Origin of the sequence: Jutongia hominis (genome assembly GCF_014384965.1) — a bacterium.
Taxonomy (GTDB): Bacteria; Bacillota; Clostridia; order Lachnospirales; family Lachnospiraceae; genus Butyribacter; species Butyribacter hominis.
Map to the genome: position 1 here is coordinate 22,200 of NZ_JACRSW010000032.1, position 23,706 is coordinate 45,905.

General features: G+C 39.5%; 21 protein-coding genes and 1 other RNA gene. 1 reads left to right on the top strand and 21 read right to left on the bottom strand.

The window, feature by feature from the left end; translation table 11 throughout:
* The first annotated feature begins 206 nt into the window (after positions 1 to 206).
* On the top strand, positions 207 to 410 hold the full coding sequence (locus H8700_RS08990) for a DUF378 domain-containing protein (RefSeq protein ID WP_249305249.1): 204 nt from the start codon (positions 207 to 209) through the stop codon (positions 408 to 410).
* 242 nt (positions 411 to 652) lie between these two features.
* Here H8700_RS08990 and H8700_RS08995 read toward each other — a convergent pair whose 3' ends face one another.
* From H8700_RS08995 to H8700_RS09095, 21 genes are all read right to left on the bottom strand, one after another.
* Positions 653 to 1,633 carry a D-alanyl-D-alanine carboxypeptidase family protein gene (locus tag H8700_RS08995; protein WP_249305251.1) on the bottom strand — a complete coding sequence of 327 codons (981 nt, stop codon included), beginning with the start codon at positions 1,631 to 1,633 and terminating at the stop codon, positions 653 to 655.
* Positions 1,626 to 2,045 carry a methylglyoxal synthase gene (gene mgsA / locus H8700_RS09000; RefSeq protein ID WP_022141499.1) on the bottom strand — a complete coding sequence of 140 codons (420 nt, stop codon included), beginning with the start codon at positions 2,043 to 2,045 and terminating at the stop codon, positions 1,626 to 1,628. The genes H8700_RS08995 and mgsA overlap by 8 nt, the downstream gene beginning before the upstream one ends.
* A gap of 26 nt (positions 2,046 to 2,071) precedes the next feature.
* On the bottom strand, positions 2,072 to 3,295 hold the full coding sequence (locus H8700_RS09005) for an FtsW/RodA/SpoVE family cell cycle protein (protein ID WP_249305253.1): 1,224 nt from the start codon (positions 3,293 to 3,295) through the stop codon (positions 2,072 to 2,074).
* A 27-nt stretch (positions 3,296 to 3,322) separates the two neighbouring features.
* Positions 3,323 to 3,607, bottom strand: a complete 285-nt coding sequence (gene minE, locus H8700_RS09010) for a cell division topological specificity factor MinE (RefSeq protein WP_022141501.1) — start codon at positions 3,605 to 3,607, stop codon at positions 3,323 to 3,325.
* Between the two features lie 49 nt (positions 3,608 to 3,656).
* Complete coding sequence (gene minD / locus H8700_RS09015; RefSeq protein WP_249305255.1) at positions 3,657 to 4,445, bottom strand: septum site-determining protein MinD; 789 nt, start codon at positions 4,443 to 4,445, stop codon at positions 3,657 to 3,659.
* Positions 4,446 to 4,587: 142 nt separating this feature from the next.
* The gene (gene minC, locus H8700_RS09020; protein ID WP_249305257.1) at positions 4,588 to 5,256 is read right to left on the bottom strand and encodes a septum site-determining protein MinC; all 669 of its coding nucleotides are present in this window, start codon (positions 5,254 to 5,256) and stop codon (positions 4,588 to 4,590) included.
* 31 nt (positions 5,257 to 5,287) lie between these two features.
* A complete protein-coding gene (locus tag H8700_RS09025; RefSeq protein ID WP_022141503.1) occupies positions 5,288 to 8,140 on the bottom strand; it encodes a penicillin-binding transpeptidase domain-containing protein in 2,853 nt (950 codons plus the stop codon).
* Between the two features lie 114 nt (positions 8,141 to 8,254).
* Positions 8,255 to 8,788: a rod shape-determining protein MreD gene (mreD, locus tag H8700_RS09030; protein ID WP_249305258.1), complete on the bottom strand. Its 534-nt coding sequence runs from the start codon at positions 8,786 to 8,788 to the stop codon at positions 8,255 to 8,257.
* The gene (mreC, locus tag H8700_RS09035; RefSeq protein ID WP_022141505.1) at positions 8,785 to 9,651 is read right to left on the bottom strand and encodes a rod shape-determining protein MreC; all 867 of its coding nucleotides are present in this window, start codon (positions 9,649 to 9,651) and stop codon (positions 8,785 to 8,787) included. The genes mreD and mreC overlap by 4 nt, the downstream gene beginning before the upstream one ends.
* Positions 9,652 to 9,666: 15 nt before the next feature.
* Positions 9,667 to 10,695, bottom strand: a complete 1,029-nt coding sequence (locus H8700_RS09040; protein WP_249305261.1) for a rod shape-determining protein — start codon at positions 10,693 to 10,695, stop codon at positions 9,667 to 9,669.
* Between the two features lie 25 nt (positions 10,696 to 10,720).
* The gene (gene radC, locus H8700_RS09045) at positions 10,721 to 11,422 is read right to left on the bottom strand and encodes a RadC family protein (protein WP_022141507.1); all 702 of its coding nucleotides are present in this window, start codon (positions 11,420 to 11,422) and stop codon (positions 10,721 to 10,723) included.
* 217 nt (positions 11,423 to 11,639) lie between these two features.
* Positions 11,640 to 12,932 (bottom strand): methionine gamma-lyase family protein, encoded by a 1,293-nt coding sequence (locus tag H8700_RS09050; RefSeq protein ID WP_022141508.1) that lies wholly within the window; start codon positions 12,930 to 12,932, stop codon positions 11,640 to 11,642.
* Positions 12,925 to 13,920, bottom strand: coding sequence for a tRNA (adenosine(37)-N6)-dimethylallyltransferase MiaA (gene miaA / locus H8700_RS09055; protein WP_249305264.1), 996 nt, complete (start codon positions 13,918 to 13,920; stop codon positions 12,925 to 12,927). The genes H8700_RS09050 and miaA overlap by 8 nt, the downstream gene beginning before the upstream one ends.
* Before the next feature lie 550 nt (positions 13,921 to 14,470).
* Positions 14,471 to 16,606, bottom strand: a complete 2,136-nt coding sequence (mutL, locus tag H8700_RS09060; protein WP_249305268.1) for a DNA mismatch repair endonuclease MutL — start codon at positions 16,604 to 16,606, stop codon at positions 14,471 to 14,473.
* 11 nt (positions 16,607 to 16,617) lie between these two features.
* Positions 16,618 to 19,320, bottom strand: coding sequence for a DNA mismatch repair protein MutS (mutS, locus tag H8700_RS09065; RefSeq protein ID WP_022140705.1), 2,703 nt, complete (start codon positions 19,318 to 19,320; stop codon positions 16,618 to 16,620).
* A gap of 40 nt (positions 19,321 to 19,360) precedes the next feature.
* Positions 19,361 to 19,707: RNase P RNA component class A (gene rnpB / locus H8700_RS09070), an RNA gene on the bottom strand.
* Entirely contained in the window at positions 19,701 to 19,901 is a 201-nt protein-coding gene (locus H8700_RS09075; RefSeq protein ID WP_249305271.1) for a hypothetical protein, read from the bottom strand. The genes rnpB and H8700_RS09075 overlap by 7 nt, the downstream gene beginning before the upstream one ends.
* Complete coding sequence (locus tag H8700_RS09080) at positions 19,902 to 20,186, bottom strand: hypothetical protein (protein ID WP_249305273.1); 285 nt, start codon at positions 20,184 to 20,186, stop codon at positions 19,902 to 19,904.
* A gap of 17 nt (positions 20,187 to 20,203) precedes the next feature.
* A complete protein-coding gene (locus H8700_RS09085; RefSeq protein WP_249305275.1) occupies positions 20,204 to 21,217 on the bottom strand; it encodes a nucleoid-associated protein in 1,014 nt (337 codons plus the stop codon).
* A 17-nt stretch (positions 21,218 to 21,234) separates the two neighbouring features.
* A complete protein-coding gene (locus H8700_RS09090; RefSeq protein WP_022140964.1) occupies positions 21,235 to 22,323 on the bottom strand; it encodes an iron-containing alcohol dehydrogenase family protein in 1,089 nt (362 codons plus the stop codon).
* A gap of 124 nt (positions 22,324 to 22,447) precedes the next feature.
* Complete coding sequence (locus tag H8700_RS09095; protein WP_249305278.1) at positions 22,448 to 23,677, bottom strand: ribonuclease E/G; 1,230 nt, start codon at positions 23,675 to 23,677, stop codon at positions 22,448 to 22,450.
* Positions 23,678 to 23,706: the final 29 nt, after the last annotated feature.

A 23,706-nucleotide genomic window follows, 5' to 3' on the forward strand; every position in this document is an offset into this window, starting at 1 on the left:
ATACTTGTCTAGTGGAACAAAAACGAAATCCTGCTTCCGATGAAGAACGGGCAAAATTTCTTCCGATTGATCTATTGTGTGGATCATAGTAAAAAAAGAATATTTTTTTATAATCAGGTAATACTGTAAACAAGGTTAATGCCATAATATAACAGGAATGGCATTGAAACCGCAAAAAAAAAATCCTATTTTGAATGGAGGTTATTATGAAAGCATTAGATTACACAATACTTACATTAGTGATTATCGGTGCCATTAACTGGGGACTGATCGGTTTTTTACAATTTGATCTGGTACGTGTCCTTTTTGGTGACATGAGCATTCTGTCACGTATCGTCTATGCTCTTATTGGTATTTCCGGCTTATATGCAATCAGTTATTTTGGACGCATCGGAAAAGCAATGGAATAAAAGAAGATACGAATAAGAAAACAAAACATCACAAATAAAAAGAGAACGTTATGATCAGAAAATACCGGTTGGCGGATAGATATTACCGACTTTTTACCGATAGTACATTTCTGTTTTAACGTTCTCTTTTGTATTCATTATTACTTTACGTTATTGGTTATCGCTTTTATTTTTAACAATTTCTTTCTCATAAACGAATCATTCTCTTATTTCTTTTATGACAGTGCATTCTCTTGGATTATTTATTTTGTACCATAGTCTAACAAATGATTCATCTGACCATATAAAGCATATGGACCGGCAGCTTTTAAAACAACCGAAATATAATCTTTATTCTTCTTTCCTTTCGAATATAGGATCAGGCACGAGCCTGCATTATTTGTAGTTCCTGTCTTGCCTCCGATCACGGTAATGCCGGTCGGTGCTTTTGCCGTTCCAAGCAGATACCGGTCTGTTGAAGTAAAATATAAACTCTTACTTTTTCCTGTAGCATCTACATACTTTGCGGTATAATTTGAACGGCTGACAATATCCATAAAGGTTCGGTTCTTTGCAAGATGATGAAAAACCAGATATAGATCATAAGCGGTTGTATAATGTTTGTTATTATGTAATCCATGGGGATTAACAAAATGCGTATGCTTTGCTCCGATATTTTTCATTTCACGATTCATCATTACCGCAAAGCTTTTTGTATCACCGGCAATATGTTCCGCAATTGCAACACCCGCATCATTTCCACTATATATCAGAAAAGAATACAAAAGATCTTTTAATGCAATGCGGTCTCCTTCTTTAAATCCGCATAACTTTGCACCATATTCCGTAATATTGGCTGCACTATGGCTGATCGTTACCGTATCATTCAGATTTCCATATTTTAAAGCTACAAATGCAGTCACAATTTTTGTAATACTGGCAGGATACAACTTTTTATAGATGTTATGTGAATACAGCATCTTGCCATCGGTATCGTTTACCATAAGAGAAGCACCTGCTGTCATGACAGCATCCTGCTTTTTCGTCTGCCCCTTCTTCGGAATCACACAGATATCTTTTGAAAGATAGTCCTGTGTTGTATCATTTGTAATCTGCATAGCAGTACCGGATGCTTTTACTCGATAGTTCATTAATTCATTCTTTTTGGAACTACAGCCTGTCATAAAGCAAGATGATACCAGCATAACAGCTCCTAATGTTAAAATTTGTATCTTTTTATTCATCAATATCTGTTCCCTCTTTTTTCAGAACTTCACGCCATTCAAGATCGCCACGGTCTAATGCTTTGATCAATAATTCTGCAGTAGCAAGATTCGTTGCAAACGGAATATTATAAATATCGCATAAATGAATGACATTATTCACATCGGGCTCATGAACTTTTGGGGACAAAGGATCTCTCAGAAAAAACACCATATCAATCTGATTGTGTTCAATCTGCGATGCAAGCTGTTGCTCTCCTCCAAGATGTCCTGCAAGATATTTATGAACATTTAAGTTTGTAACCTCTTCGATCAGACGACCGGTTGTTCCTGTTGCATAAATATCATGTTTGCTCAAGATGCCTCTATATGCAATCGCAAAATTCTGCATCAATATTTTTTTTGCATCATGCGCTATAAGTCCAATATTCATGATATAAACCCCTTTCTTCGTAAAATTTATAATTCCAGATCCATATCCAGATCAATGGATGAAACCGGATCATTTCCGTAAATATTTCGCATCGAAAATCCGCCCTTGCTGGTCTTGCCCGGTTGTATGCTGACATTCATAATCAGACCTATCGCAATCATCGAAGAGAGCATTGAACTTAGTCCGTTACTGATAAACGGAAGCGGGAGTCCGGTGTTTGGAAACATCAATGTAACTACGGAAATATTCGTAAACACCTGGAACATGAACATTGCAGCAACTCCGGCAGCAATCAGTTTTCCTAAATAATCCTGTGAGTTTTTGGCCACTAAAAAACATTTGAAAATAATAAATGCAAAGACTAATAAAATCAGGCAGCAACCTAAAAAACCAAACTCTTCTCCAATAACCGACCAGATAAAATCACTTTCATTGACACCAACGGAATGATATGCTCTTGATGCTCCTTTTGTTCCTCCGTCCTGTAAAAACTTTCCATACAATCCACCGGATGCGATAGCCCGGATTGAACGGTTTTGCTGGTAATTGATAGTTCCTTTGACATCCGTTTCGGGATGAAGCCATGCCATAATTCGCTTATATTGATAATGCTTTAATAACACATTATATGGCTGCTGAATATACCAGAACAGAACAACACCAAGCGGGATGCCCATTACAATGACCGGAGCCAGTATCTTATAACTAAGTCCCGATACAAAGATCAAAACCAGCATAATAAAAACGGTAACCAAACTGGATGAAAGATCGGGCTGCGACATGATAACCAAAGCCGGAATTCCGGTTACGGCAACCACGATCACAAGAGTACTGACTTTCTCCATCCTGTGCCGCAGCTTTGCAAAAAGAGCCGCCAGAGAAAGAATTAAAACAATCTTCATCAATTCCGTAGGCTGAAAAGTAATACTGCCAACCTTAATCCATCGTCTGGCATCCGTATCGTTATTTGTACCGATCGGCGAATGCGTCGCTGCTGTCAGCAAAACACCAAATACATAATAAATTGCAGCAAATTTACAAATAAAATGATAATCAATCACAGATAAAGCTGCTACAATAACCAGTCCCAAAAAAGTACCTACTAACTGGCCTTTCATATATGACATTCCATGTTCTTCACCACCTGCCATTTTTACAGAGAATGCACTTAATGCACATAAAAATAATACGGCGACTAACAGGGAGTAATTGTATTTTTTCCAATCATACTGCTTAATTGTATTAATCATTTTACTGCCTTCCTGACGGATGAAACGTTATTTTCTAAAGTTACGCGAGCCTTCCTTGATCGGAATGTTTGCTAATAATGCATTGATCGTGCCTGATGTTTCATCAATTTCTGTTTTTGTTACTTTTATGTCTAACCCCTCGGTGTCAATATCTAAATATTTGGAAATAACCTCAATGATATCATTCTTCATCTGTTCCATTAATTCCGGTGAACAAACGGCACGGTCTGAAGTAATGGCTACTTTCAGACGGTTTTTTGCTACATCACTGCTATTTCCGGAACCTTTAAAAAAATTTCCTAAAAAACTCATACTAATCTCCATTTCTGTGCAAAGATCTGATTTTGCACGCTATCTTGTACTATTTTTTGAAAATAGATGCAAATTTCTGAAAAAATCCCTTTGTTTCTTCCAGATCAAGATAAGGAACATCCTCCCCGATAATACGATGACAGATATTCATATATGCCTGTCCTGCTTTGGAATCAGAACCTACTAACGGTTCACCGTTATTTGTAGCAATGACGATCTGCTCATCATCCGGTACTACACCGATCAGATCTACTGCAAGAATCTCAACTACATCATCACTTGACATCATATTGCCTTCTTTAACCATATCCGTTCTCAGACGGTTTACGATCAGATGTGTCTGGTTGATCTCATTTGCCTCTAATAATCCAATAATACGGTCTGCATCACGAACAGCAGAAACTTCCGGTGTTGTAACAACTAATGCTCTGTCTGCACCTGCTATTGCATTCTTAAATCCCTGCTCAATACCGGCAGGACAATCTAACAATATGTAGTCAAACTCAGTCTTTAATTCCTCTACTAATTTTTTCATCTGTTCTGGTGTAACAGCTGTTTTATCCTTTGTCTGAGCAGAAGGCAGCAGATAAAGATTTGGATATCTTTTGTCTTTGATCAATGCCTGTTTGATGCGGCAGTTGTTCTCAATCACGTCCACAAGATTATATACGATCCTGTTTTCTAAGCCCATAACTACATCCAGATTACGAAGTCCTATATCCGTATCAATTAATACAACTTTTTTATCCAGCATAGCAAGACCTGTTCCGACATTCGCTGTTGTCGTTGTCTTTCCTACGCCGCCTTTTCCAGACGTGATTACTATAACTTCTCCCATGATTTTTATTCCTCCTAATGAATGTTTTTATAGCAAAAGCTTTTCTTACTACACAAAAAAAGAAAAAGCTAATTCATACCTGCTGTTATATTATTATATTTTTGATATCAATTCTTATTATACCAAAAAATCAATTAAAAATCTATAACCTAATATCACCTAATACATCTTTGTCTAATGGTTCAATATAAATATTACCGTTTTCCCAGAAAGCAATCTTTGTCTCCTTTGGTTCTTTTTTTCTTGGCTTATCCGGAGAACGGGCAATCGTATCTGCAATCCTGATCTGCATCGGATCCATATCCAATGCGACAACAAAGGCATTGACATTACCGGATGCACCGGCAAATACATTTCCCTTTAGCGATCCTAAAATGATCACATTACCTTTTGATACGACTTTTGCTCCGGCTTTCACATCTCCAAGAATAATAATACTGGTTTCTACATCCAGCACCTGACCGGAACGCAGATTTCCTTTAAAGAACTGTCCGGTATTATAATCCGGCTGTGCCGGTTGTTTCCGGATCGTTTGTGCAAAAGACTGTTCGAGCTGTCTGTCATCTTCCATAATACATACGATTGATAATTGACAATTTGCATGAATCTGATCAATCAGCTCTAGCTTTTCATCTTCCGTCAGTGCTTTCCCCTGAAATGTAATGGCTTTTTGTGCTTCGCCTAAGAATGCTGCAGATGCTTTGAACTTTGCAGCAACATCATTTTTGAGCGTTTCAAAATCGGTATTTTCATCCAGCACAAGAATAATGCCTGACTTTGTCCCCTTCATTACTACGGTATCTTTTTTCATATTCCCTCCATTCTGTATTATAAAAATACTCTTAATCCATATGATTGGTTGAAATTTCCGGCATTTTAACACTTCCGGATACTTTCTTTTTATTCTTGCTAAAGTAATATTTATATACATCTCTTGCCGTTTGCACTGCATTGGATGAAGCATATCCGTTCGGAATAACACAAGTTACGGATATTTTCGGATTTTTATACGGTGCATATGACATAAAGTACGCATGGTTGGCATGATATGTGTTTAACTGTGCAGTACCGGTCTTTCCGGCTACTGTCTGCTTCAAGTTTGTAAACATACTCTTGATCGAGCTGTTCGGTCCGTTCGCAACCAAATACATACCATGATGTATTGCATTCCATGTAGAAGAATGGATTTTGACTTTGTTACGCACTTTCGCCTTATTATCTAAGATCACTTTACCTGATACATCTTTTACTTTATCTACCAATGTCAGATTATAACAGGTCCCATTATTTGCTACTGTTGTAACATAACGTGATAACTGTGAAGGTGTATACGCATGTGTAGCCTGTCCGATCGCAGAACGGACAATATCCGTCGTTGAAAACCTCGGGGATGCTTCTTGCAATTCTACACCGGATTTGTCGGTAAGACCAAACATATCAGCATATTTTTTCAAACGACTTAAGCCTTTCTTATCATTGACACTTCCATTATGTCCTGTACCAAGCTTATATCCTACCGTATAGAAAAAATAGTTACATGAGGCTTCAATCGCGGTTGCGACATGTAAGTTGCCATGACCGGATTTCTTCCAGCAGCTAGGCGATGGATGAATCTGTTCGAATTTTACATGATCATAGATCGTTGTTCCTGTTGAGATCACTTTTTCTTCCAGACCTGCAACAGAAGATACGATCTTAAATGTAGAACCCGGTGCAAGTTCCTGCTGGATCGGACGGTTTAACAATGGTGAAGAGGATGCCTGTGTCAGATAATTGTAAAAATATTCGGAATCTACCTGATTTGCCATTTTATTATTATCGTAACTTGGATAGCTGACCATCGCTTTGACATCACCGGTCTTTACATCCGTGATCACGATGGAACCGGAGCAAGGCTCTAATCCAAGCTGTCCCGGTGTAATTTCAAGTTTTTTTATCTTCCTTGTGATAAATGCATATGGCGATGTAATACCGGCTTTTACTTTCTGGTATTCTGTTGCATTGTACTTAATATCACCTTGATCAAATAAAAGCAGGCAGCAGTCTCTGCCGGAAAGTTCCTTTTGGTGGATCAAAAAACTATATACCATTTTAGGATATGTGGTATCTTTCTCTAACAGATTTAAACCATATTTAATCAGCTTTTTATATAACTCTTCCGTGCTGTAATAGTTCTCTCCGACATTTAACACACTAAGATCGACCCAGTTTTTTGTGATCGCATATTGTAAAAAACGGCTCAGACTGATCTTTTTGGAAGAATATTTTTTAAAGGTTTCATCTGAAGAGTCAACCTTGTCAACTAATATGATCTTTTCATTTTTTAATAATTTATAGAAATAATCCACAAAATCTGCCATTGAATCCGATAATTGCTTTTTGGTGGTCTTGCTGTCTACAGCCAGTATCGAACGAAGCTTGTTCTTGAGAACTTTGGATTTTTTCTTATATTTTCTATAAGTGCTCTTTTCTAATGCAGATGCATTTTGATCCGTAAAACGGCTTGAATCAATGATATTATTTTCAATCAACGCACTATATACATCATATATCGGTACTTTAATCTTAGATGCCGAACTGCCTTTACTTCCTGCGCTATCGCTGTTATTGATATTTGCAAGCAGGATACCGGCAATATGTTCTTCTAACAGTTTATAACACTCTTCCTGTAAATTAGCATCAATCGTCAGATACAGATCATTTCCGGCTTCCGGTTCTGTTTGATTTTCCGTCTTTTCAATCCGGCTTGTCGTTTCATTGATCGTAATCTTTTCACTTCCCTTTTTGCCACGCAGATAATTCTCATAGGTACTTTCTAACCCGGAAATACCGATCTGATCTTCTGTGGTATAGGTTGTATTCGGGTCTTCTTCTTTTAAAGACTCTAACCGCTCTGTCGATACCGTCCCGGTATACCCGAGCAGATGAGCAAAATACTTACTCTTATTATATACACGCGTTGTATCTTCTTCAATATCAATACCGGACAACTCTTCACTGTTTTCTTTAACCGCGGCAACCATTTTATCACTAACATCTGTCGCTAATGTGATCGGCTGGTATTTTTTATAACGGTTAATAAACATTGCGTAACGGATTGCCATGATCTGTAATGCGGTATCATCATCATATTTTTTGTCGATTGCAAACTTTGGACTCGTTGAACCGGTATCATATCGCAAGAAATCATAAATATTCTGTGCTGACATATCACGCTGTTTTTGTGTCATTTCTTCTACTGTTGTAGAGAAAACTTCAGCTTTAAAACGAAGCAGTGAATTACCTTTCAATGTAAATTCCAGTTCGTTTTTCTTGTTATACCGGATATAGAATTCGACGGTCAGATCTGTATTCTCACGTTCCATCAGTTTTAACAATTTGTAGATCATTGTATTTTTTTCTTCCGACGTCAGATCTGCTGTCGTATCATTTTCCGCAAAAACAATATTATAAGACAATTTATTATAAGCAAGAAGCTTTCCGTTACAGTCATAGATTTTGCCGCGAGTTGCTTTGATCGACTTTGTCTTTTCGGTACGTTTTGCCGCCTGACTCGCATAGGTATCCGTATCCGCAATCTGAAGACTAAAAAGCCGGTTTACTAAAATCGCAAATAACAGGATAAATACCACAGCTACCGGTAATATACGTGATTGAAAAAAGGATTTTATCATATCTTTAAACGTATCAAGCATGTAACTCTCCATTCTTTTTACTAAAATTTAAAACATTTCCTAACAAAATAAACAGATCCGCTTTATCTTTCCCATATCTTTCTTTCGCTCATTTTTTTCTGGCGTTCTGCCGGATCAATACAATCTGTCGTTTTTATGCAGAGGAATTTCTTCCGGCGGATACAACTTATCATCCAGCCAATATAAGAATTTATAAAGAATCACACCAAACAGAATTGTATAGATCATTTCAGGGATCATAATATCTTTTACGTAAGCCAAAAGATCCAGTCTTCCGCAAAGTAAAAAATTACAGATATAATAAAGCATACCAAAGGCCAGATCACTCAGTCCCATTGCTGATAACGGAATGGACAGATCATCTTTAAAGTAATACTTATTGGCTAAACCATTTAAAAAACCGATCAATACAAAGATAAAGATGCATACGCCAACAACATCACCATAGATCAGATCCATTAATCCGCCACAGATCACACCGGCAAACATACCATAACGCCTGCCGAACATAAATCCGGAAGCTGATGTCATGATCACTAAGAGATTCGGTATGATATTAGTTAATTTAAAATGAGAAAGTACCGTTGTCTGCATCAAAAAGCAGAATACAATCATAAAAAAAATACTCAGATATCTTTTGATCTTCATTTCAGCATCTCTCCTAATTCAGCAGAATCCTTGACCTGCGTAATGACTAATACCATGTCGAGGCTCGAAAAATCTACAACTGGTGACAAGTAACCGGTCTGTGTGATATTAGAAGAATCCTTCTTTAGATCCTTTAAGTATCCGATCAAAATACCCGGAAGATATTTATCACTGATCTGCGAAGTAACCACTTCCGCTCCATCCTCAATCTTTGCATCTCCGTTGATGCCGGAGACCTCGATCACACCATTATTGATCAGTTTTAAATTGCCGCTGACAATACAATTTTCGGAACTGCCAAGTACCGTACCGGAAATATTACTGTTGTCATCAATGATCGAACGAACCTTAGAATACGATTTATTGACCTCCGTAATAATGCCGACAAGTCCACCATTTGCCATAACATTCATATTCTTTTTGAGTCCGTTTTTAGAGCCTTTATCAATAATAAATGTATTATACCAGTTATCCGGATCGCTGCTTATTACCCGTGCAGCTACCTTAGGATAGCCTGCATATTGCTGATCCAAATCATATAGTTTACGGAAGTTTTCCAATTCATACTTATCCTGTTGTAATAATTTGTTTTCCGCAGACAGCTTATCAATCTGGGATTGCAATTTTTTGTTTTTTCGGACTGTCTTTTTTAAGGTTGTGGCATAATCCATTCGTTCTGAAATCTTCACGCCGATTGCATTGATCCCTTTTTGCATAGGTGCGATCACACTGCTGACTGCAGAACGTACCGGAGTCATTTTATTCTCAAATCGAAACGAGATTATTCCTAATATAATGCAAAACACAAAAAGCCCCGCTAAAATATATTTCGGATCAATTGTGATTTTGGTTTTTTTACGCATATAAATCCTCCTATGCTACTCATTGTCTTTTTTATCAAGCGGTACTGCATATTTTAAGGCAAGCTTTGGATGCTCGGCAAGATAACCGATTCCTTCGGCTGCTGTCTTCTGAGCATTCTGTGCGGCATTGACACGGATCTTGATCTGATTGGCAAGATAACGATCCATTCCTTCAATCTGGGAAGTACCTCCGGTCAGGTAAATACCATTATGCAAGATCTCATGTGAAATCTCCGGTGGCGTATGTTCCAAAAGAGAACGGATATCATTTGCAAGTTTTTCAAAAATATCAATAACTAAAGGAATGATCTCTGTCGACCTGACCGTAACTTCTCTCGGGAGTCCTTTTAAAAGATCCCGTCCCGTAACCGTGATCGTCTCTTCTTTCGGAACAGCTGCGATCAATTTCATCTTGATCTGTTCTGCTGTTTTTAAACCGATCACAAAGTTATATTTCTTACGGATATAATTTTGGATCGTATGATCAAAATCATTACCTCCGAACGGAACCAGCTTGGTTGATACCAATCCACCCAGCGACAGGATTGAAAGTTCACAAGTATCTGCTCCCAGATTTGCGATCAGGATTCCTTTTGACTTTTCTATGTCCAGTCCAAGCCCGTAAGCATCTGCAATCGGTTTATTGATCAAAAATACTTTCTTAGGTTTGCTTTCCGACTTTAAGACAATCTTAGAATACGCCTGTTTTTCTACTTCGGTGATATCTGCCGGTACCGCTAAATAAAACTGGCAATGACTGATCTTTTTCTTACCCGAAATCTTTTGTCCCATATAATTCCATAGCTGCACCATATCGTCAAGATGTGATACAACACCCCTGTGAATCGGGAAACAAACATCAATACTTGGTGGTGCTTTTTCAAACATTTCGAAAGACTTTTCGCCAATTGCGATCGCTCTTTTTGCTTTTCCTTTTCCGACTGTAGAAACTGCAGTACGTTCTAAAAGAATAATCCCTTCTCCTTTTTTATATACCTTAATGACATTGGTTCCAAAATCAATGCCAAATATTTTCTTAGCCATGAAACTAACTCCTTCCAACCAGTAACTATGATAAATAACCACTTTCTCTTAAACTGATATAACGATTATCGCCTATAACAATATGATCTAACAACGGAATTCCGATCATGCTGCCGGTATCTGCCATTCGCTTTGTCAAAACCAGATCATCCTTACTTGGTGAAGGATCACCGGATGGATGATTATGTAACAAAATGATCGATACCGCTTTATGCTTTAATGCATAATAAAAAACTTCTCTCGGTGCTGCCATTGATGCGGTAAAAGAACCGGTTGATAAAATCATTTCTTTTTCCAATGCATTTTTTCCATCCAGTATCAGGAGTCTGACCTGCTCTGTTTCCAAAAAACGCATAGACGGCATATAATATCCGGCAACTACAGCCGGATCATTACACAAAAATGCATTTTTGTGTTTACCGGAACGAAGGATTCTGACCGCAATTTCTGCAAGACACAGCATTTGGATTGCCTTTACCTTACCAATTCCTCTGATCTCACACAGATTTGCATAGGAAATCTGATACAGTCCGGCAATGTTTTGTCCCGGAAGTTCACATAAAAGACGTTTTGCAAGATCAACACTGCACTCACCCTGACTTCCTGTTCGTAAAAAAACTGCCAGCAGCTCAGCATCGGATAAACTTTGTGCACCATATTCCATACATTTTTCATATGGTTGCTCCGATAACGGTAATTCCTTTGTTGTATTCCATTTTTTCTTCATATAAACTCCTGTCTAAAGGAGCTCCCCAAATTTTCTATGCCACTTTGTTATAAACACGCATATTAATTATCGTATCACAAATTCGTTTTTTTGTATAGAAGGCAGACTGGAAAAAAAGTGTATTTTTCGTGTTCAAATAACAAAAAGGGCAGAAAACTCTGCCCTTTCGACACTTTTGGACTTATTTTTATTAAAAGTTCTTACTAGTATCCATCCTTTATGGAATCGTGACCAGATTGGCATTTTTCATATATTGCAATGACATCGTAATACCATATCGGGCATGGTACCAGGTCAGCCCCCCTTGAAAATAAACGGCATATGGCGGTTCGATCGGTCCGTCGGCACTTAATTCGATCGAAGAACCCTGAATAAATGCACCGGCTGCCATGATCACGTCACTATGATATCCCGGCATCGCATATGGTTCAGGAGCAACATGACTGTCTACCGGTGATGCTGCCTGAATACCCTGGCAAAATGCGATCACAGCCTCTGCTGATCCCAATGTGACTGCCTGAATGATATCATGACGGGATTCTGTTTTATTTGGAACCGTAACAAATCCTAACGTTTCATAGACATTTGCCGCAAAGATCGCACCTTTTAGTGCACCTGCCGTAACAGTTGGTGCTAAGAAAAAGCCCTGAAAAAATGCTCTGTTTGCACCAAGTGTTGCTCCAACTTCCTTTCCAAGTCCCGGAGCAGTCAGACGGTTTGCGCAAAGCTCAATGATTTTTTCTTTTCCCACGACATAACCACCGATCGGTGCTAAACCGCCTCCCGGGTTTTTGATCAATGATCCGACACAAAGATCGGCTCCCACCTGTGTCGGTTCGATCGTTTCTACAAATTCACCATAACAGTTATCCACCATACAGATCACATCCGGCTTAATTGATTTGATATATGCGATCAGCTTTCCGATCCGTTCTACGGATAAGGTCTTTCTTGGCGCGTATCCTTTGGAACGCTGGATCGTAACTAATTTTGTCTTTTCATTTAATGCTTCTTTGATCCCTTCAAGATCAAATTCACCATCTTCTAATAAATCTACCTGACGATAGGAAATGCCAAATTCTTTGAGTGACCCGGGTGGATTGTCGTCTTTGATTCCAATCACACCTTCTAATGTATCATATGGTTTTCCAACCGGAGTCAAAAGTTCATCTCCCGGACGCAGGATTGCCGATAATGCCAGTGTCAAAGCATGTGTACCACATGTGATCTGCGGACGTACCAGAGCAGCTTCTGTTCCAAAAACATCTGCATAAACTGCTTCAAGCTTTTCTCTTCCAAGATCATCATAGCCATACCCGGTAGAAGATTCAAAGCATTCTGCACTGACACGCTGCTTTTCCATTGCACGTATAACTTTCATCTGATTATATTCGGCTGTCTGATCGATCTTTTCAAAACGGTCTTTTAATCCTTTTTGGATCCGGTCACAGAAATCATATACATCCTGATCGATTCCTGCGGATAAATACATTTCTTTTAAACTATCCATGCTGTCTGTCTCCTTTTAAGTCATTTGTTTTTTGCATCTTATCGGTTCTATTTTGCACTAAATCGTTGCAATCTGCAATACAATATTGCAAAAGTTCTTCTTCTGATGCAAATTTTTCTTTCTGCAGCCATGTAACTTCTTTTTCCCTGCGAAACCAGGTAAATTGTCTTTTGGCAAAATGACGTGTCTCTTTCTTGATCTGCTCAAATGCTTCCTCTATTGTGATCTTTCCTTCCAGTGCAGCGATGATTTCCTTATATCCGAGTCCCTGCATCGAGATCATATCTCTTGTGCATCCCTTCTGCATCAAAGTTTTTACTTCTTCTACCAGACCTTCTTTTCGCATCTGATCCACTCTTTTATCAATGCGCTCATATAGAATCTCTCTTGGCAGACTCAGCACATAATACCGGAAATCAAAGGCTGCTTTGTTCTTTTGCTGCTCTTTGTTATGTTCCGATATCTTCTTACCGGTCTGCTCATAATATTCTAAAGCCCGAATTACTTTTTTGACATTATTCGGATGGATCGCATCGGCACTTTCTGCATCAACTTTGCGTAACCGCTCATGCAATACTTCGTTTCCATGTTCTTTTGCAAATGCTTCTAATGCTTTCCGATAACTGTCATCTGTATCAGTCTGGTCAAATGCGATCTGGTACAACACCGACTGAATATAAAATCCGGTACCGCCAACTAAGATCGGTACTTTTCCTTTTGCGTAGATCTCTTCGATCGCGCGATTGCAATACTCCTGAAAAACAGCAACGTTAAATGCAAAATCCGGTTCAAACGTATCAATCAGATAATGTCTGATCCCTTGCATTTCTTCTTTCTTTATCTTAGCGGTTCCGATATCCATGCCTTTATAAACCTGCATCGAATCGGCCGAAATGATCTCACCATTTAATGCTTTGGCAAGCCCGATCGAAAGGGCTGTCTTACCGACCGCTGTCGGCCCGGTCAAAATAATCAATGGTCTCTTCATAATCTCTCCATTCTCCCCTTTACAACTTCCACACCCAATCATCATATCTTCATGCCCTTTATTGCGTCATCTTCCAGACATTATCTTTCGCAATTTCTATTTATTATTGCCTTTTGGGTTGACACGCCAACTTGTTAGGATATCTGATTTTTTAAGCTTTTCTGCTGATTGGGCGCGGGTCATAACTATAGGGGCGACTCAGCCTGAGTAGCATTGTTGTTTGGGACACGCTCCCGCTTCGCAAAGCCACGTAGCGCACACATAGCACTGCAAAAATCGTTTTACTCCTTTTGCAGTGCAAGTGGTGACGGCCTTTGAGATTCCCAAACAGCAATGTACATCAGACCGGTCCTGCCCCTATATCAGATGAGAGCGCCCATAATCATAGCAAAAAAGCTAAAAATCTTAGATATCCTTACAAGGTGATACAGTGCCCCAAAAGACAAAATAAATAGAAATGCGAATCAAAGTGTACGCAAGATGACGCACAAAATATACAATCCTATGATGATGGAAATACATATGAATGTAGCGGAAACTGTAAATGAGGTTATACGATTCGTTTGAATTTTTTTTCGAGTTCGGATTTGGTCATGCTGATCATGGTTGGTCGTCCATGTGGGCAATGGTATGGATTTTCCAAGGTCATGAGTTCTTTTAACAGTTCTTCGACTTCTTCGCGTGGTAATTTGTTATTTCCTTTTACGGCTGCTTTGCATGACATCGAAGCAATCTTTTCTTTTAGCATCTGCGGTGTCCTGCCTTTGCCGCTGATTTCTGTTGTCATCGAATCAATGATCTCGATAAGCAGATCTTTTGATCCGACATTCGGAAGATTTGCCGGAACTCCGTTTACAGCATACTCTTTTCCACCAAAGTTTTCAATCTGATAGCCAAGACTTTCTAACAATTCCAGATTTTCTTCCACTGCCTGCTGCTGCACCATGGACAATGACAAAATGATCGGTGGATTCATATATTGTGTCATGATTTTTTTTTGTTCTAATTCTTTCATAAAACGCTCATACAAAACTTTTTCATGAGCCGCATGCTGATCGATCATATACATCTTATCTTCGTATTGCAATACCCAGTATGTTGAGAAAACCTGCCCGATGATCTTAATCTCTTTTTGCGCTTTTGCAGACAAAATGCCTTCTTCAAACAGATCCTGTTGCACAACATTTGTAACCGGTACAGACCGGGATGTGTTGTATTCTGCCTTTTCTGCTACCATACTCTTAGTATGTTCCTGTGGAATATGTAAGGTCACGGGATTCTCAGAAGCTGTCTGCTGTTGTACCATGGATGAGGTATCTTCACCTGACTTTTGCCGTCTGCTTGTACCATCGGCTTGCTGTAACGAGTTCTTTGTGTTATCCATCGGCTGTGACTGACTCGGATAGACACTCTGATTTATTACTTCCTTTTCCTGATTTGTAAAAATCTTTTGTCGTTCTTTCGTTTCTTTTTCGTCAAATGGAGTTTTCTGACTGACTGCCTGTTTTTCCAGACTACCTTTTTGATCCGGAAGATCTTTTGATAATGTTTCTAATGCTTTCAGACTGTCTTTCGGTGTCAGATGACCGGAGGCATTCATTTGTGCCTGTCTTTTCACTTCAAATGGTTCGATATGCGGCTGTGCTTTCTTTTTTTCTTCTTTTTTTTCTGAATGGAATGTCACATCCGGTATAAATTCACGGTGTCTGAGTGCTTCGCTGATACCATGATATATACTTTGAAAGACTTCTTTTTCATTGTTAAAACGCAATTCCATCTTTTGCGGATGTACGTTGACATCAATGTATTTCGCATCAATTTGGATATGCAATACCGTAAACGGATAACGGTGCTGCATCGAATACGGTGCATAGGCTTCTTCAATCGCGCGATGAATGATCGGACTTTTGATATAACGTCCGTTGATAAAATAATTCATCATACCTCGGTTACCTCTTGAAATCACAGGTTTTCCGATATAACCGCTCAGCGTACAAAACACTTCACGGCTTTGGACTTCGATCAGATTAGAAGTCACTTCACGACCATAGATATGATAAATAACATCTTTTAAATTGCCATTGCCGGAAGTCGATAACCGGTTTTGCTTCTGGTTTATAAAACGGAATGCAATATCAGGATGGGATAATGCCATTCGTTCTACCAAACCACTGATATAGCCGGCTTCTGTCTGAGATGTTTTTAAGAATTTCAAACGGGCCGGTGTATTATAAAACAGATTTCTTACTAAGAAAGTAGTTCCATCCGGACAGCCGACATTTTCGATTTCTTTTTTGTCGCCGCCCTCTATGCGGTAGCGCGTTCCCATCAATGCATCCCTGGTCTTTGTGACCATTTCTAATTGCGATACTGCGGCAATACTTGCTAAAGCTTCTCCACGAAAGCCGAGACTGGACACAGCAAGCAGATCTTCTACATTTTGGATCTTGCTGGTAGCATGCGGTAAAAACGCAAGTTCGATATCATCTGCTGCAATACCGCTTCCGTTATCGGTAATACGGATCAATGCCTTTCCACCATCGGCAATCTCTACCGTGACTGCACTTGCTTTTGCATCGATTGCATTTTCAATCAATTCTTTTACGACTGCCATAGGACGTTCTACTACTTCTCCGGCAGCTATCTGATTGATCGTATCCTGACTCAGAACATGAATTTTCGCCATAGCCTGTCTCCTTACATTCTTTCTTTGAGTTTTTCCTGCATCTTGTATAAAATATTTAACGCTTCGATCGGTGTAGTATCCGAAAGATTGATATCATGTAATTCCAGAATGATATCATCCATTTTGATATTGGTATTGGATGTATCGAACAAAGAAAGCTGTCCTAACTTTTCCGATTCAATCTCGGAAGCTGTCTTTTTACGGACTCTTCTCTTACTTTGCTGCTCAATGCCATAATCATAATCCGGGATCTCATATTCGACTTCGATATCTTTTGCTTTTGAAGCAATATCATGATCGCTTAACTGCTGTACGATCTCTCTGGCTCTTTTCAAGACGTTTTCGGGTACTCCGGCAAGTTTTGCGACTTGAATACCATAGCTTTTATCGGCACCGCCTTTGATGATCTTACGCAAAAAGACAATATCCTCGCCCTGTTCTTTGACGGCAATACAATAATTATCCACACTTTCTAATTTACCTTCGAGTTCTGTCAATTCATGATAATGTGTGGCAAATAACGTTTTGGCACCCAAAAGCTTCGTATTTGCAATATATTCCACAACAGCCCATGCAATACTTAATCCGTCAAATGTACTGGTACCACGTCCGATCTCATCTAAAATGATCAGGCTGTTTTTGGTCGCATTTCGTAAGATGTTTGCTACCTCTGTCATTTCAATCATAAACGTACTCTGGCCGCTTGCAAGATCATCGGATGCACCGACTCTTGTAAAGATCCTGTCGACAATTCCGATCTGCGCACTTTGTGCCGGAACAAAGGATCCGATCTGTGCCATCAGAACCAAAAGTGCTGTCTGCCGCATATACGTTGACTTTCCTGCCATATTGGGTCCTGTAATGATTGCAATCTTATGTTTTTTATCATCCAGATACGTGTCATTTGACACAAACATATCATTTCGTATCATTTTTTCTACAACCGGATGCCGCCCTTCACGGATATCGATCTTTCCATCTGTTGTGATCTGCGGACGTACATAATTATTTTGTTCCGCAACCAATGCCAAAGATGCAAACATATCTACTGCAGCAATGATCTTTGCCGTTGTCTGAACTTTTCCGATCTGTGCATAGATCTTTTCACGCACATCACAAAAAATTGAATATTCCAGATTGCAAAGGCGGTCTTCTGCACCCATAATGCTGTCTTCGAGCTCTTTTAACCGTGGTGTCGTATAACGTTCTGCATTTGCTAAAGTCTGCTTTCTCGTCCAGTCATCCGGTACCAGATCTTTATATGAATTGGTTACTTCAAGATAATATCCAAAGACTTTATTGTATTTGATCTTTAAATTCTTAATATCGGTACGCTCTTTTTCTTTCTCTAGCAGATCGGCAAGCCATTGTTTGCCATCGGTCTTTGCACGACGCAGGTGATCGACTTCTTCGTTATAACCATCTTTGATCATACCGCCTTCACGCACGGTAAGAGGCGGCTCTTCCATGATCGAAGCATCGATCAATGCAAACAGATCTTCCAGTGCATCCATCTCCTGACCGTATTGCTTTAAAAGTGTTCCTTCTTCAAATGAATTCAAGACCTGCTTGATCGGTGGCAGCATCGATAATGATTGGCGAAAAGCGATCAGATCTCTTGGATTGGCACTACGGTAACTGATCTTACTGATCAGACGTTCCAGATCATAGATCGGTCCGAGATATTCCCTGATCTCTTCACGATTGATTGCATTCTGATTCAATGCTTCGATCGTATCCAGTCTTTGATCGATCTCTTCTTTGCTAAGAAGTGGCTGTTCGATCGCATTGCGTAACATTCTTGCTCCCATAGCTGTTTTTGTCTTATCAAGCACCCAGAAAAGTGATCCTCTTTTTGCTTTTTCACGCATGGTTTCACATAATTCCAAGTTTCTTCTGGTTGCACGATCCAAAAGCATATAACGATCTGAGACATATGGTGTGATCTTGGTAATATGATCCAACGAAATTTTTTGTGTCTCTTCGAGATATTCGAGTGCTGCTCCTGCAGCAATAATACCGATACTGTAACCATCTAATCCCAGTCCGTTTAAAGAACCGACTTTAAAATGATGTTTTAATGTATCATAACATTTGTCTTCATCAAAATACCATGCATCAATTGCCGAAACAACCATTCCGAGTCTTGCCTGTAGATCGGCAAAATCAATCCCGGACACTAAAAAAGGATCATTACAGATGATCTCTGACGGTACAACTTTTCCAATCTCATCTAGCAATTGGTTCTCTGATTCAAATTCTGCAAGATAATAATCTCCGGTTGTAACATCGACATAAGATACACCATACGCATTCGTTGTATAGACCACACACATCAGATAGTTGTTACGGCTTTCATCTAATGCCTTGGTATCAAGATTAGTACCCGGTGTTACCACTCTTGTCACCGCTCTTTTGACAAGCCCTTTTGCAAGCTTAGGATCTTCTACCTGCTCGCAGATCGCAACTTTATATCCTTTGGATACTAATTTATTTAAATAACCATCAACTGCATGAAACGGAACACCGCACATCGGTGCACGTTCTTCTAATCCACAGCTTTTTCCGGTTAATGTCAATTCTAATTCCTGAGAACAGATCTTGGCGTCCTCAAAAAACATCTCATAAAAGTCCCCTAAACGATAAAAAAGAATACAATCTTTGTATTCCTCCTTTGTTTCTACATATTTTTGCATCATTGGTGTGAGTGGCATCTTATATTTCCTCTCTCTTCTTCCTATTCCTTATATATATCAAATGAGTAACACTATAAGCCGAGTTCTGTATTTGACGATCATCTATCTAGACCTGACATTACTGCCAGGCTCAAGCGACCTACCCGGAACACGACGGGCAGCCGTATTATTCCTGTTCGGTCTTGCTTCGGATGGGGTTTACATCTGCCGCTTCTGTTACCAGAAACGCGGTGAGCTCTTACCTCGCCTTTTCACCCTTACCAGATATTCTGGCGGTTCTTTTCTGTTGCACTGGCCTGGGAGTCACCTCCACCGGACGTTATCCGGCATCCTGCCCTATGAAGCCCGGACTTTCCTCACCTGCGGTCTTTCGACACTTGCAGCCGCGATCATCTGTGCTACTCATTTGGAATTATTTTACCATGAGAAAAAAAAATTGTAAACTCTTTTTCCTGCCGGTAAAAAGGATCTCCTGCTTTCTTTAAGAAATTCTTTCTTCTACCCTGGGAAGAATCTCCTGCTGTATTCGAGAAATTCTCTCTTTTTCTTTCAATACCTGCGAAATTCTGCTGTTTTTTCAGGGAAAACACTTTTGGCATTTAAAAGTCATCGTCTTCTTCGATCACATGGATCTCTAAATAATCAAATGGCACTTCCTCAATAAAGCTGTCCTTTGAAAAGCGTGTCTTATCGATCCGTTTGAATTCTTCGACATTGACATTTAACCAGATCGGTTTTGCAACATCAAGTTCATAGCATGCTTCTTCTAACGTATCAAAGACTTTTTTTGTTCTGTTTTTTTCGCTTGGATCGGCAGCATCACAGATCGTAATGTCACGGATCATATGATTGTCTTTCCATTCTTTTACCCACATTCGAAACATCGCTTTCCTCCTGCCGACTATCTTGTCGAGATCTGATTGATATTTTTGATCAGAACAGAGATCGTACCATCCGGATTTGTGATAAATTCTACCTGATTCGCATCCTGATACTGTTCCATCGGAATATTGATCTCAATCCCGGTATCTGTTTTTAAATACTGCTTTTCAAATTTCTTTGTTGTCTTTTCACTTTGCGGTGTCACTTCCGCTTTTTCCATATGGTATTTTTCCATTTTAGCATCAAATTCTTCTTTGATCTCCGGTGCATTTCCATAAATCTTTTCACTGATCTTTTCGACATTTAATGTTCCGGTATCTTCAATCTCTTTTTTGATAATGCTTTTGGCTTCTAACTGCTTGACCGGTTCCTGTGCATAATGCTTTTTGTTGACCTGTTCAACTGCTTTTGTCACAATATCCATCTTGGATTTGGAAGACATTTTTGCATGACACTTTAAATAAAGCTCCGATAAATAATTCATTTTCGAACCATTAATATCATACTTCTTTTCCACGATCTGTACCGAAAAGTCCGAAAGATCGATCAAAACAGCCTCCGAAAGCTTTGCTCCGGTTGCCGGAAGTGTCGACTGGTAACAGATGATCTGGTTTACATTACCGCTATCTTCACTTTTTGTCAGATGCACATAACTTTGCTTATAGTTCATCTTTAATAATGCCAGATAGATCACACCGGCAACCTGAAAAGTCACAACGGCAAGATCACCGGACGGGATCGCAATATTGGCATTCATGATATCATACAAAAGTCCGGCAAACTGTTTGCTTTGCTCAACCAGATTTTCTTCCGAAAAATTCTGAACCAGTTCATATACTTCAGATGGCTCTTCCTCAGAAAAATGACATTTTTTTAATTCATCTCCTGAAAGGAGTTTATAAATATGTGCGCGAAAGAAATCGTTGATATCGGGTGTCAGTTCCAGTTCTTCTTCCGAATAAACCGGATAGCCAAGCTCTCCGTCTAAAATATGTACGATTCCTTTTCGTATGATCACTTCATCCTGCTGCATGATATTCCTCTTTTCTTTTAGCGTGCCTGTTGTACGATCTTATCAATCTGTTCTTTTGTAATCTCGAACGGAACAGCCTTTTTCTTACGATCGTTATTTGCAATCTCTTCTACCATTTCTTTTGCTTCCTGATCCGTAACCGGAATCGTTCCAAGCATTTCTTTGATAAAGCCTTCAAACTGCTCTAAAGAACCAAAGCCTGCTGCACGAAGTGCCATGATCACCTGTGGTTCTAAGCTTTCCGGCATACTGTCAAGATAACCCGGCAGGAAATAGCCGACCGCTTTTCCATGTGGAATGCCTTTGTGGTAAGTCAGATAATAGCTTAATCCATGTGGGATCGATGTACCGGTATGTGTGATCGCCATGCCTGCAAGCGTAGAAGCAAACATCAGCCGGTCATAATCGCCCTCCTGTGCTTCCATGCCAAATAAGATATCGGTTGCCATGCCCCATACTTCCAAGGCATATTGCGCAAGCATACGGCTGTAGTCTGTTGCTTTGGAATTAAAGTAACTCTCCAGCATATGGCCTAACGCATCAATTGCTGTATTCATAAGAACCGATTCTGGTGCAGTCTTCAAATATTTTCCATCCACTAATGCGATCACCGGATAAATACGGTGTGAAATACTTTGCTTAGTTTGCAAATCATCTCTTGTCAGAATCGCAAACGGAGTAACTTCGGAACCCGTGCCACAGGTCGTTGGCACCGTAACAACAGGAAGTGCACGCAATGCCATATTCTGATATAATACAGAACTTGCACTGTCACGGTTTTGGATCATCAAAGCGATCGCTTTGGCTGCATCAAGTGGAGAGCCGCCACCGATACCGATCACAAAGTCTGTTCCTTCTCTTCTTCCTATTTCGGCTGCGTCCATCACGCTTTCAATCGTTGGGTTTTCGGTAATCTTATCGTATATGATATAGGCTGTATGATATTTGTCCAGACTGTCTGTTACATCTTTTAAAGCCCCGTTCTTCTTAGAAGAAGAATGGCCTGTTACGATCAACGCTTTCTTACCGGTATGTGCCATTTCTTCGCCATGCTTTCTTACCGCTTCTGCTTCATGATATATTTGGGTTGGCATATAAAATTCCATATTCTTTTCCTCCTTGTAGCTTTCGTGTTCTTCTGCCTTTTATAAAATGAAAGTTTACTTTCTTATCAACTCTTTTATCGTATCATGGATACCTTAATGATTCGATTCCCCTACAGATCTATTTTTATTGTTGCAAAGGCCGCTCTTTTTTTGAATGAATGCTTTGCATCTGTTCTACAAGCGGTTTTCTGATCTTTTTTCGTGTGATCTCTACTAAACCAAGCTTTGTCATATCGATCAACTGTGCCGGTACCGGATCTTTTGAAAGTTCCTTCCTGAAACGATCCAGTAACTCTTCTTTGTATTTCTCCTGATGCAGATCGATAAAATCAACAAGAATCATTCCTGAAAGGTTACGAAGCCTTAATTGTATTGCAATCTCTTTTGCGGCTTCCAAGTTGACCTTTAAGAATGTTTTTTCAACATCTTTCTTTTTTGAAATGGCTTTTCCGGTATTAACATCAATTGAGACTAATGCTTCTGTGGGCTGGATCACCAGATATGCACCGCTTTTTAGCCAGACTCTTTGCTTTAACGCTTTATCTAAGGTTTTAGATAGATCATAGACTGCATCAAACTTTCCATTTTCTTCCTTCCACAAAGACAGATGGAGCTTATCTTCCCATGCATTTTCTTTTAAAAAGTTCTGTATCTGTTCATAGACTTCCAACGAATCGGTAACAACATCCTGAATCTTATCTTCGTACAGATCCCGGATACTTCCAAGATAACCGGAAGGAGCCTGATACAGACAACTAAACTTGGTTCTGTGTCTGCCTGTATGGATCAGATCCTGACAGCGTTTCATAAGATGTTGTGTCTCTGCAAGCAATTCTTCATCGTTTGCCTTGCTGCTATTGGTTCGTGCAATGATCCCAAATGTCGTATTGTCAATGCAAGGCTCTAAAAGCTCATGCAAATGCTGTCTTACTTCTTTATCTCTGATCTTTCTTGATACGCTTACCCGTTCCCCACCGACAGATAACACGATATATTTGCCCGAAAAATCCAGCTTTGCCGAAAGTGTTGGCGGCTTTGTCTTTACCGCTTCTTTTTCGACCTGTACAATAATTTCATCGCCGATCAATACTCTGTCATCATTGCGGATAACGGCATCCGTATGGATCGGATGCTTACAGTCATTTAAAGAAAGATATCCCATCTGCCCTTTTTGAAATTCAATAAATGCAGCATTGATATTTTTGACTACATTACGGACTTTTCCAACATAGATATTTCCAAGGACTGCTTTCGATTCAAGCGAATCTGCCTGTATCTGCCGGATGCGCCCGTCTTCTGCCCATGCACTCAGATACATGTCCTCTTTTTTCGTGATCAAAAGTTGATTTTGCATACAAATCCTCTTTTCTAAACCATATATTA

What these genes read in the sequence shown, in the direction of transcription:
- H8700_RS08990 (WP_249305249.1), top strand. Translation starts at nt 207, where the DNA reads ATGAAAGCATTAGATTACACAATACTTACATTAGTGATTATCGGTGCC.
- H8700_RS08995 (WP_249305251.1), bottom strand. Translation starts at nt 1,633, where the DNA reads ATGAATAAAAAGATACAAATTTTAACATTAGGAGCTGTTATGCTGGTA.
- mgsA (WP_022141499.1), bottom strand. Translation starts at nt 2,045, where the DNA reads ATGAATATTGGACTTATAGCGCATGATGCAAAAAAAATATTGATGCAG.
- H8700_RS09005 (WP_249305253.1), bottom strand. Translation starts at nt 3,295, where the DNA reads ATGATTAATACAATTAAGCAGTATGATTGGAAAAAATACAATTACTCC.
- minE (WP_022141501.1), bottom strand. Translation starts at nt 3,607, where the DNA reads ATGAGTTTTTTAGGAAATTTTTTTAAAGGTTCCGGAAATAGCAGTGAT.
- minD (WP_249305255.1), bottom strand. Translation starts at nt 4,445, where the DNA reads ATGGGAGAAGTTATAGTAATCACGTCTGGAAAAGGCGGCGTAGGAAAG.
- minC (WP_249305257.1), bottom strand. Translation starts at nt 5,256, where the DNA reads ATGAAAAAAGATACCGTAGTAATGAAGGGGACAAAGTCAGGCATTATT.
- H8700_RS09025 (WP_022141503.1), bottom strand. Translation starts at nt 8,140, where the DNA reads ATGCTTGATACGTTTAAAGATATGATAAAATCCTTTTTTCAATCACGT.
- mreD (WP_249305258.1), bottom strand. Translation starts at nt 8,788, where the DNA reads ATGAAGATCAAAAGATATCTGAGTATTTTTTTTATGATTGTATTCTGC.
- mreC (WP_022141505.1), bottom strand. Translation starts at nt 9,651, where the DNA reads ATGCGTAAAAAAACCAAAATCACAATTGATCCGAAATATATTTTAGCG.
- H8700_RS09040 (WP_249305261.1), bottom strand. Translation starts at nt 10,695, where the DNA reads ATGGCTAAGAAAATATTTGGCATTGATTTTGGAACCAATGTCATTAAG.
- radC (WP_022141507.1), bottom strand. Translation starts at nt 11,422, where the DNA reads ATGAAGAAAAAATGGAATACAACAAAGGAATTACCGTTATCGGAGCAA.
- H8700_RS09050 (WP_022141508.1), bottom strand. Translation starts at nt 12,932, where the DNA reads ATGGATAGTTTAAAAGAAATGTATTTATCCGCAGGAATCGATCAGGAT.
- miaA (WP_249305264.1), bottom strand. Translation starts at nt 13,920, where the DNA reads ATGAAGAGACCATTGATTATTTTGACCGGGCCGACAGCGGTCGGTAAG.
- mutL (WP_249305268.1), bottom strand. Translation starts at nt 16,606, where the DNA reads ATGGCGAAAATTCATGTTCTGAGTCAGGATACGATCAATCAGATAGCT.
- mutS (WP_022140705.1), bottom strand. Translation starts at nt 19,320, where the DNA reads ATGCCACTCACACCAATGATGCAAAAATATGTAGAAACAAAGGAGGAA.
- H8700_RS09075 (WP_249305271.1), bottom strand. Translation starts at nt 19,901, where the DNA reads ATGCCAAAAGTGTTTTCCCTGAAAAAACAGCAGAATTTCGCAGGTATT.
- H8700_RS09080 (WP_249305273.1), bottom strand. Translation starts at nt 20,186, where the DNA reads ATGTTTCGAATGTGGGTAAAAGAATGGAAAGACAATCATATGATCCGT.
- H8700_RS09085 (WP_249305275.1), bottom strand. Translation starts at nt 21,217, where the DNA reads ATGCAGCAGGATGAAGTGATCATACGAAAAGGAATCGTACATATTTTA.
- H8700_RS09090 (WP_022140964.1), bottom strand. Translation starts at nt 22,323, where the DNA reads ATGGAATTTTATATGCCAACCCAAATATATCATGAAGCAGAAGCGGTA.
- H8700_RS09095 (WP_249305278.1), bottom strand. Translation starts at nt 23,677, where the DNA reads ATGCAAAATCAACTTTTGATCACGAAAAAAGAGGACATGTATCTGAGT.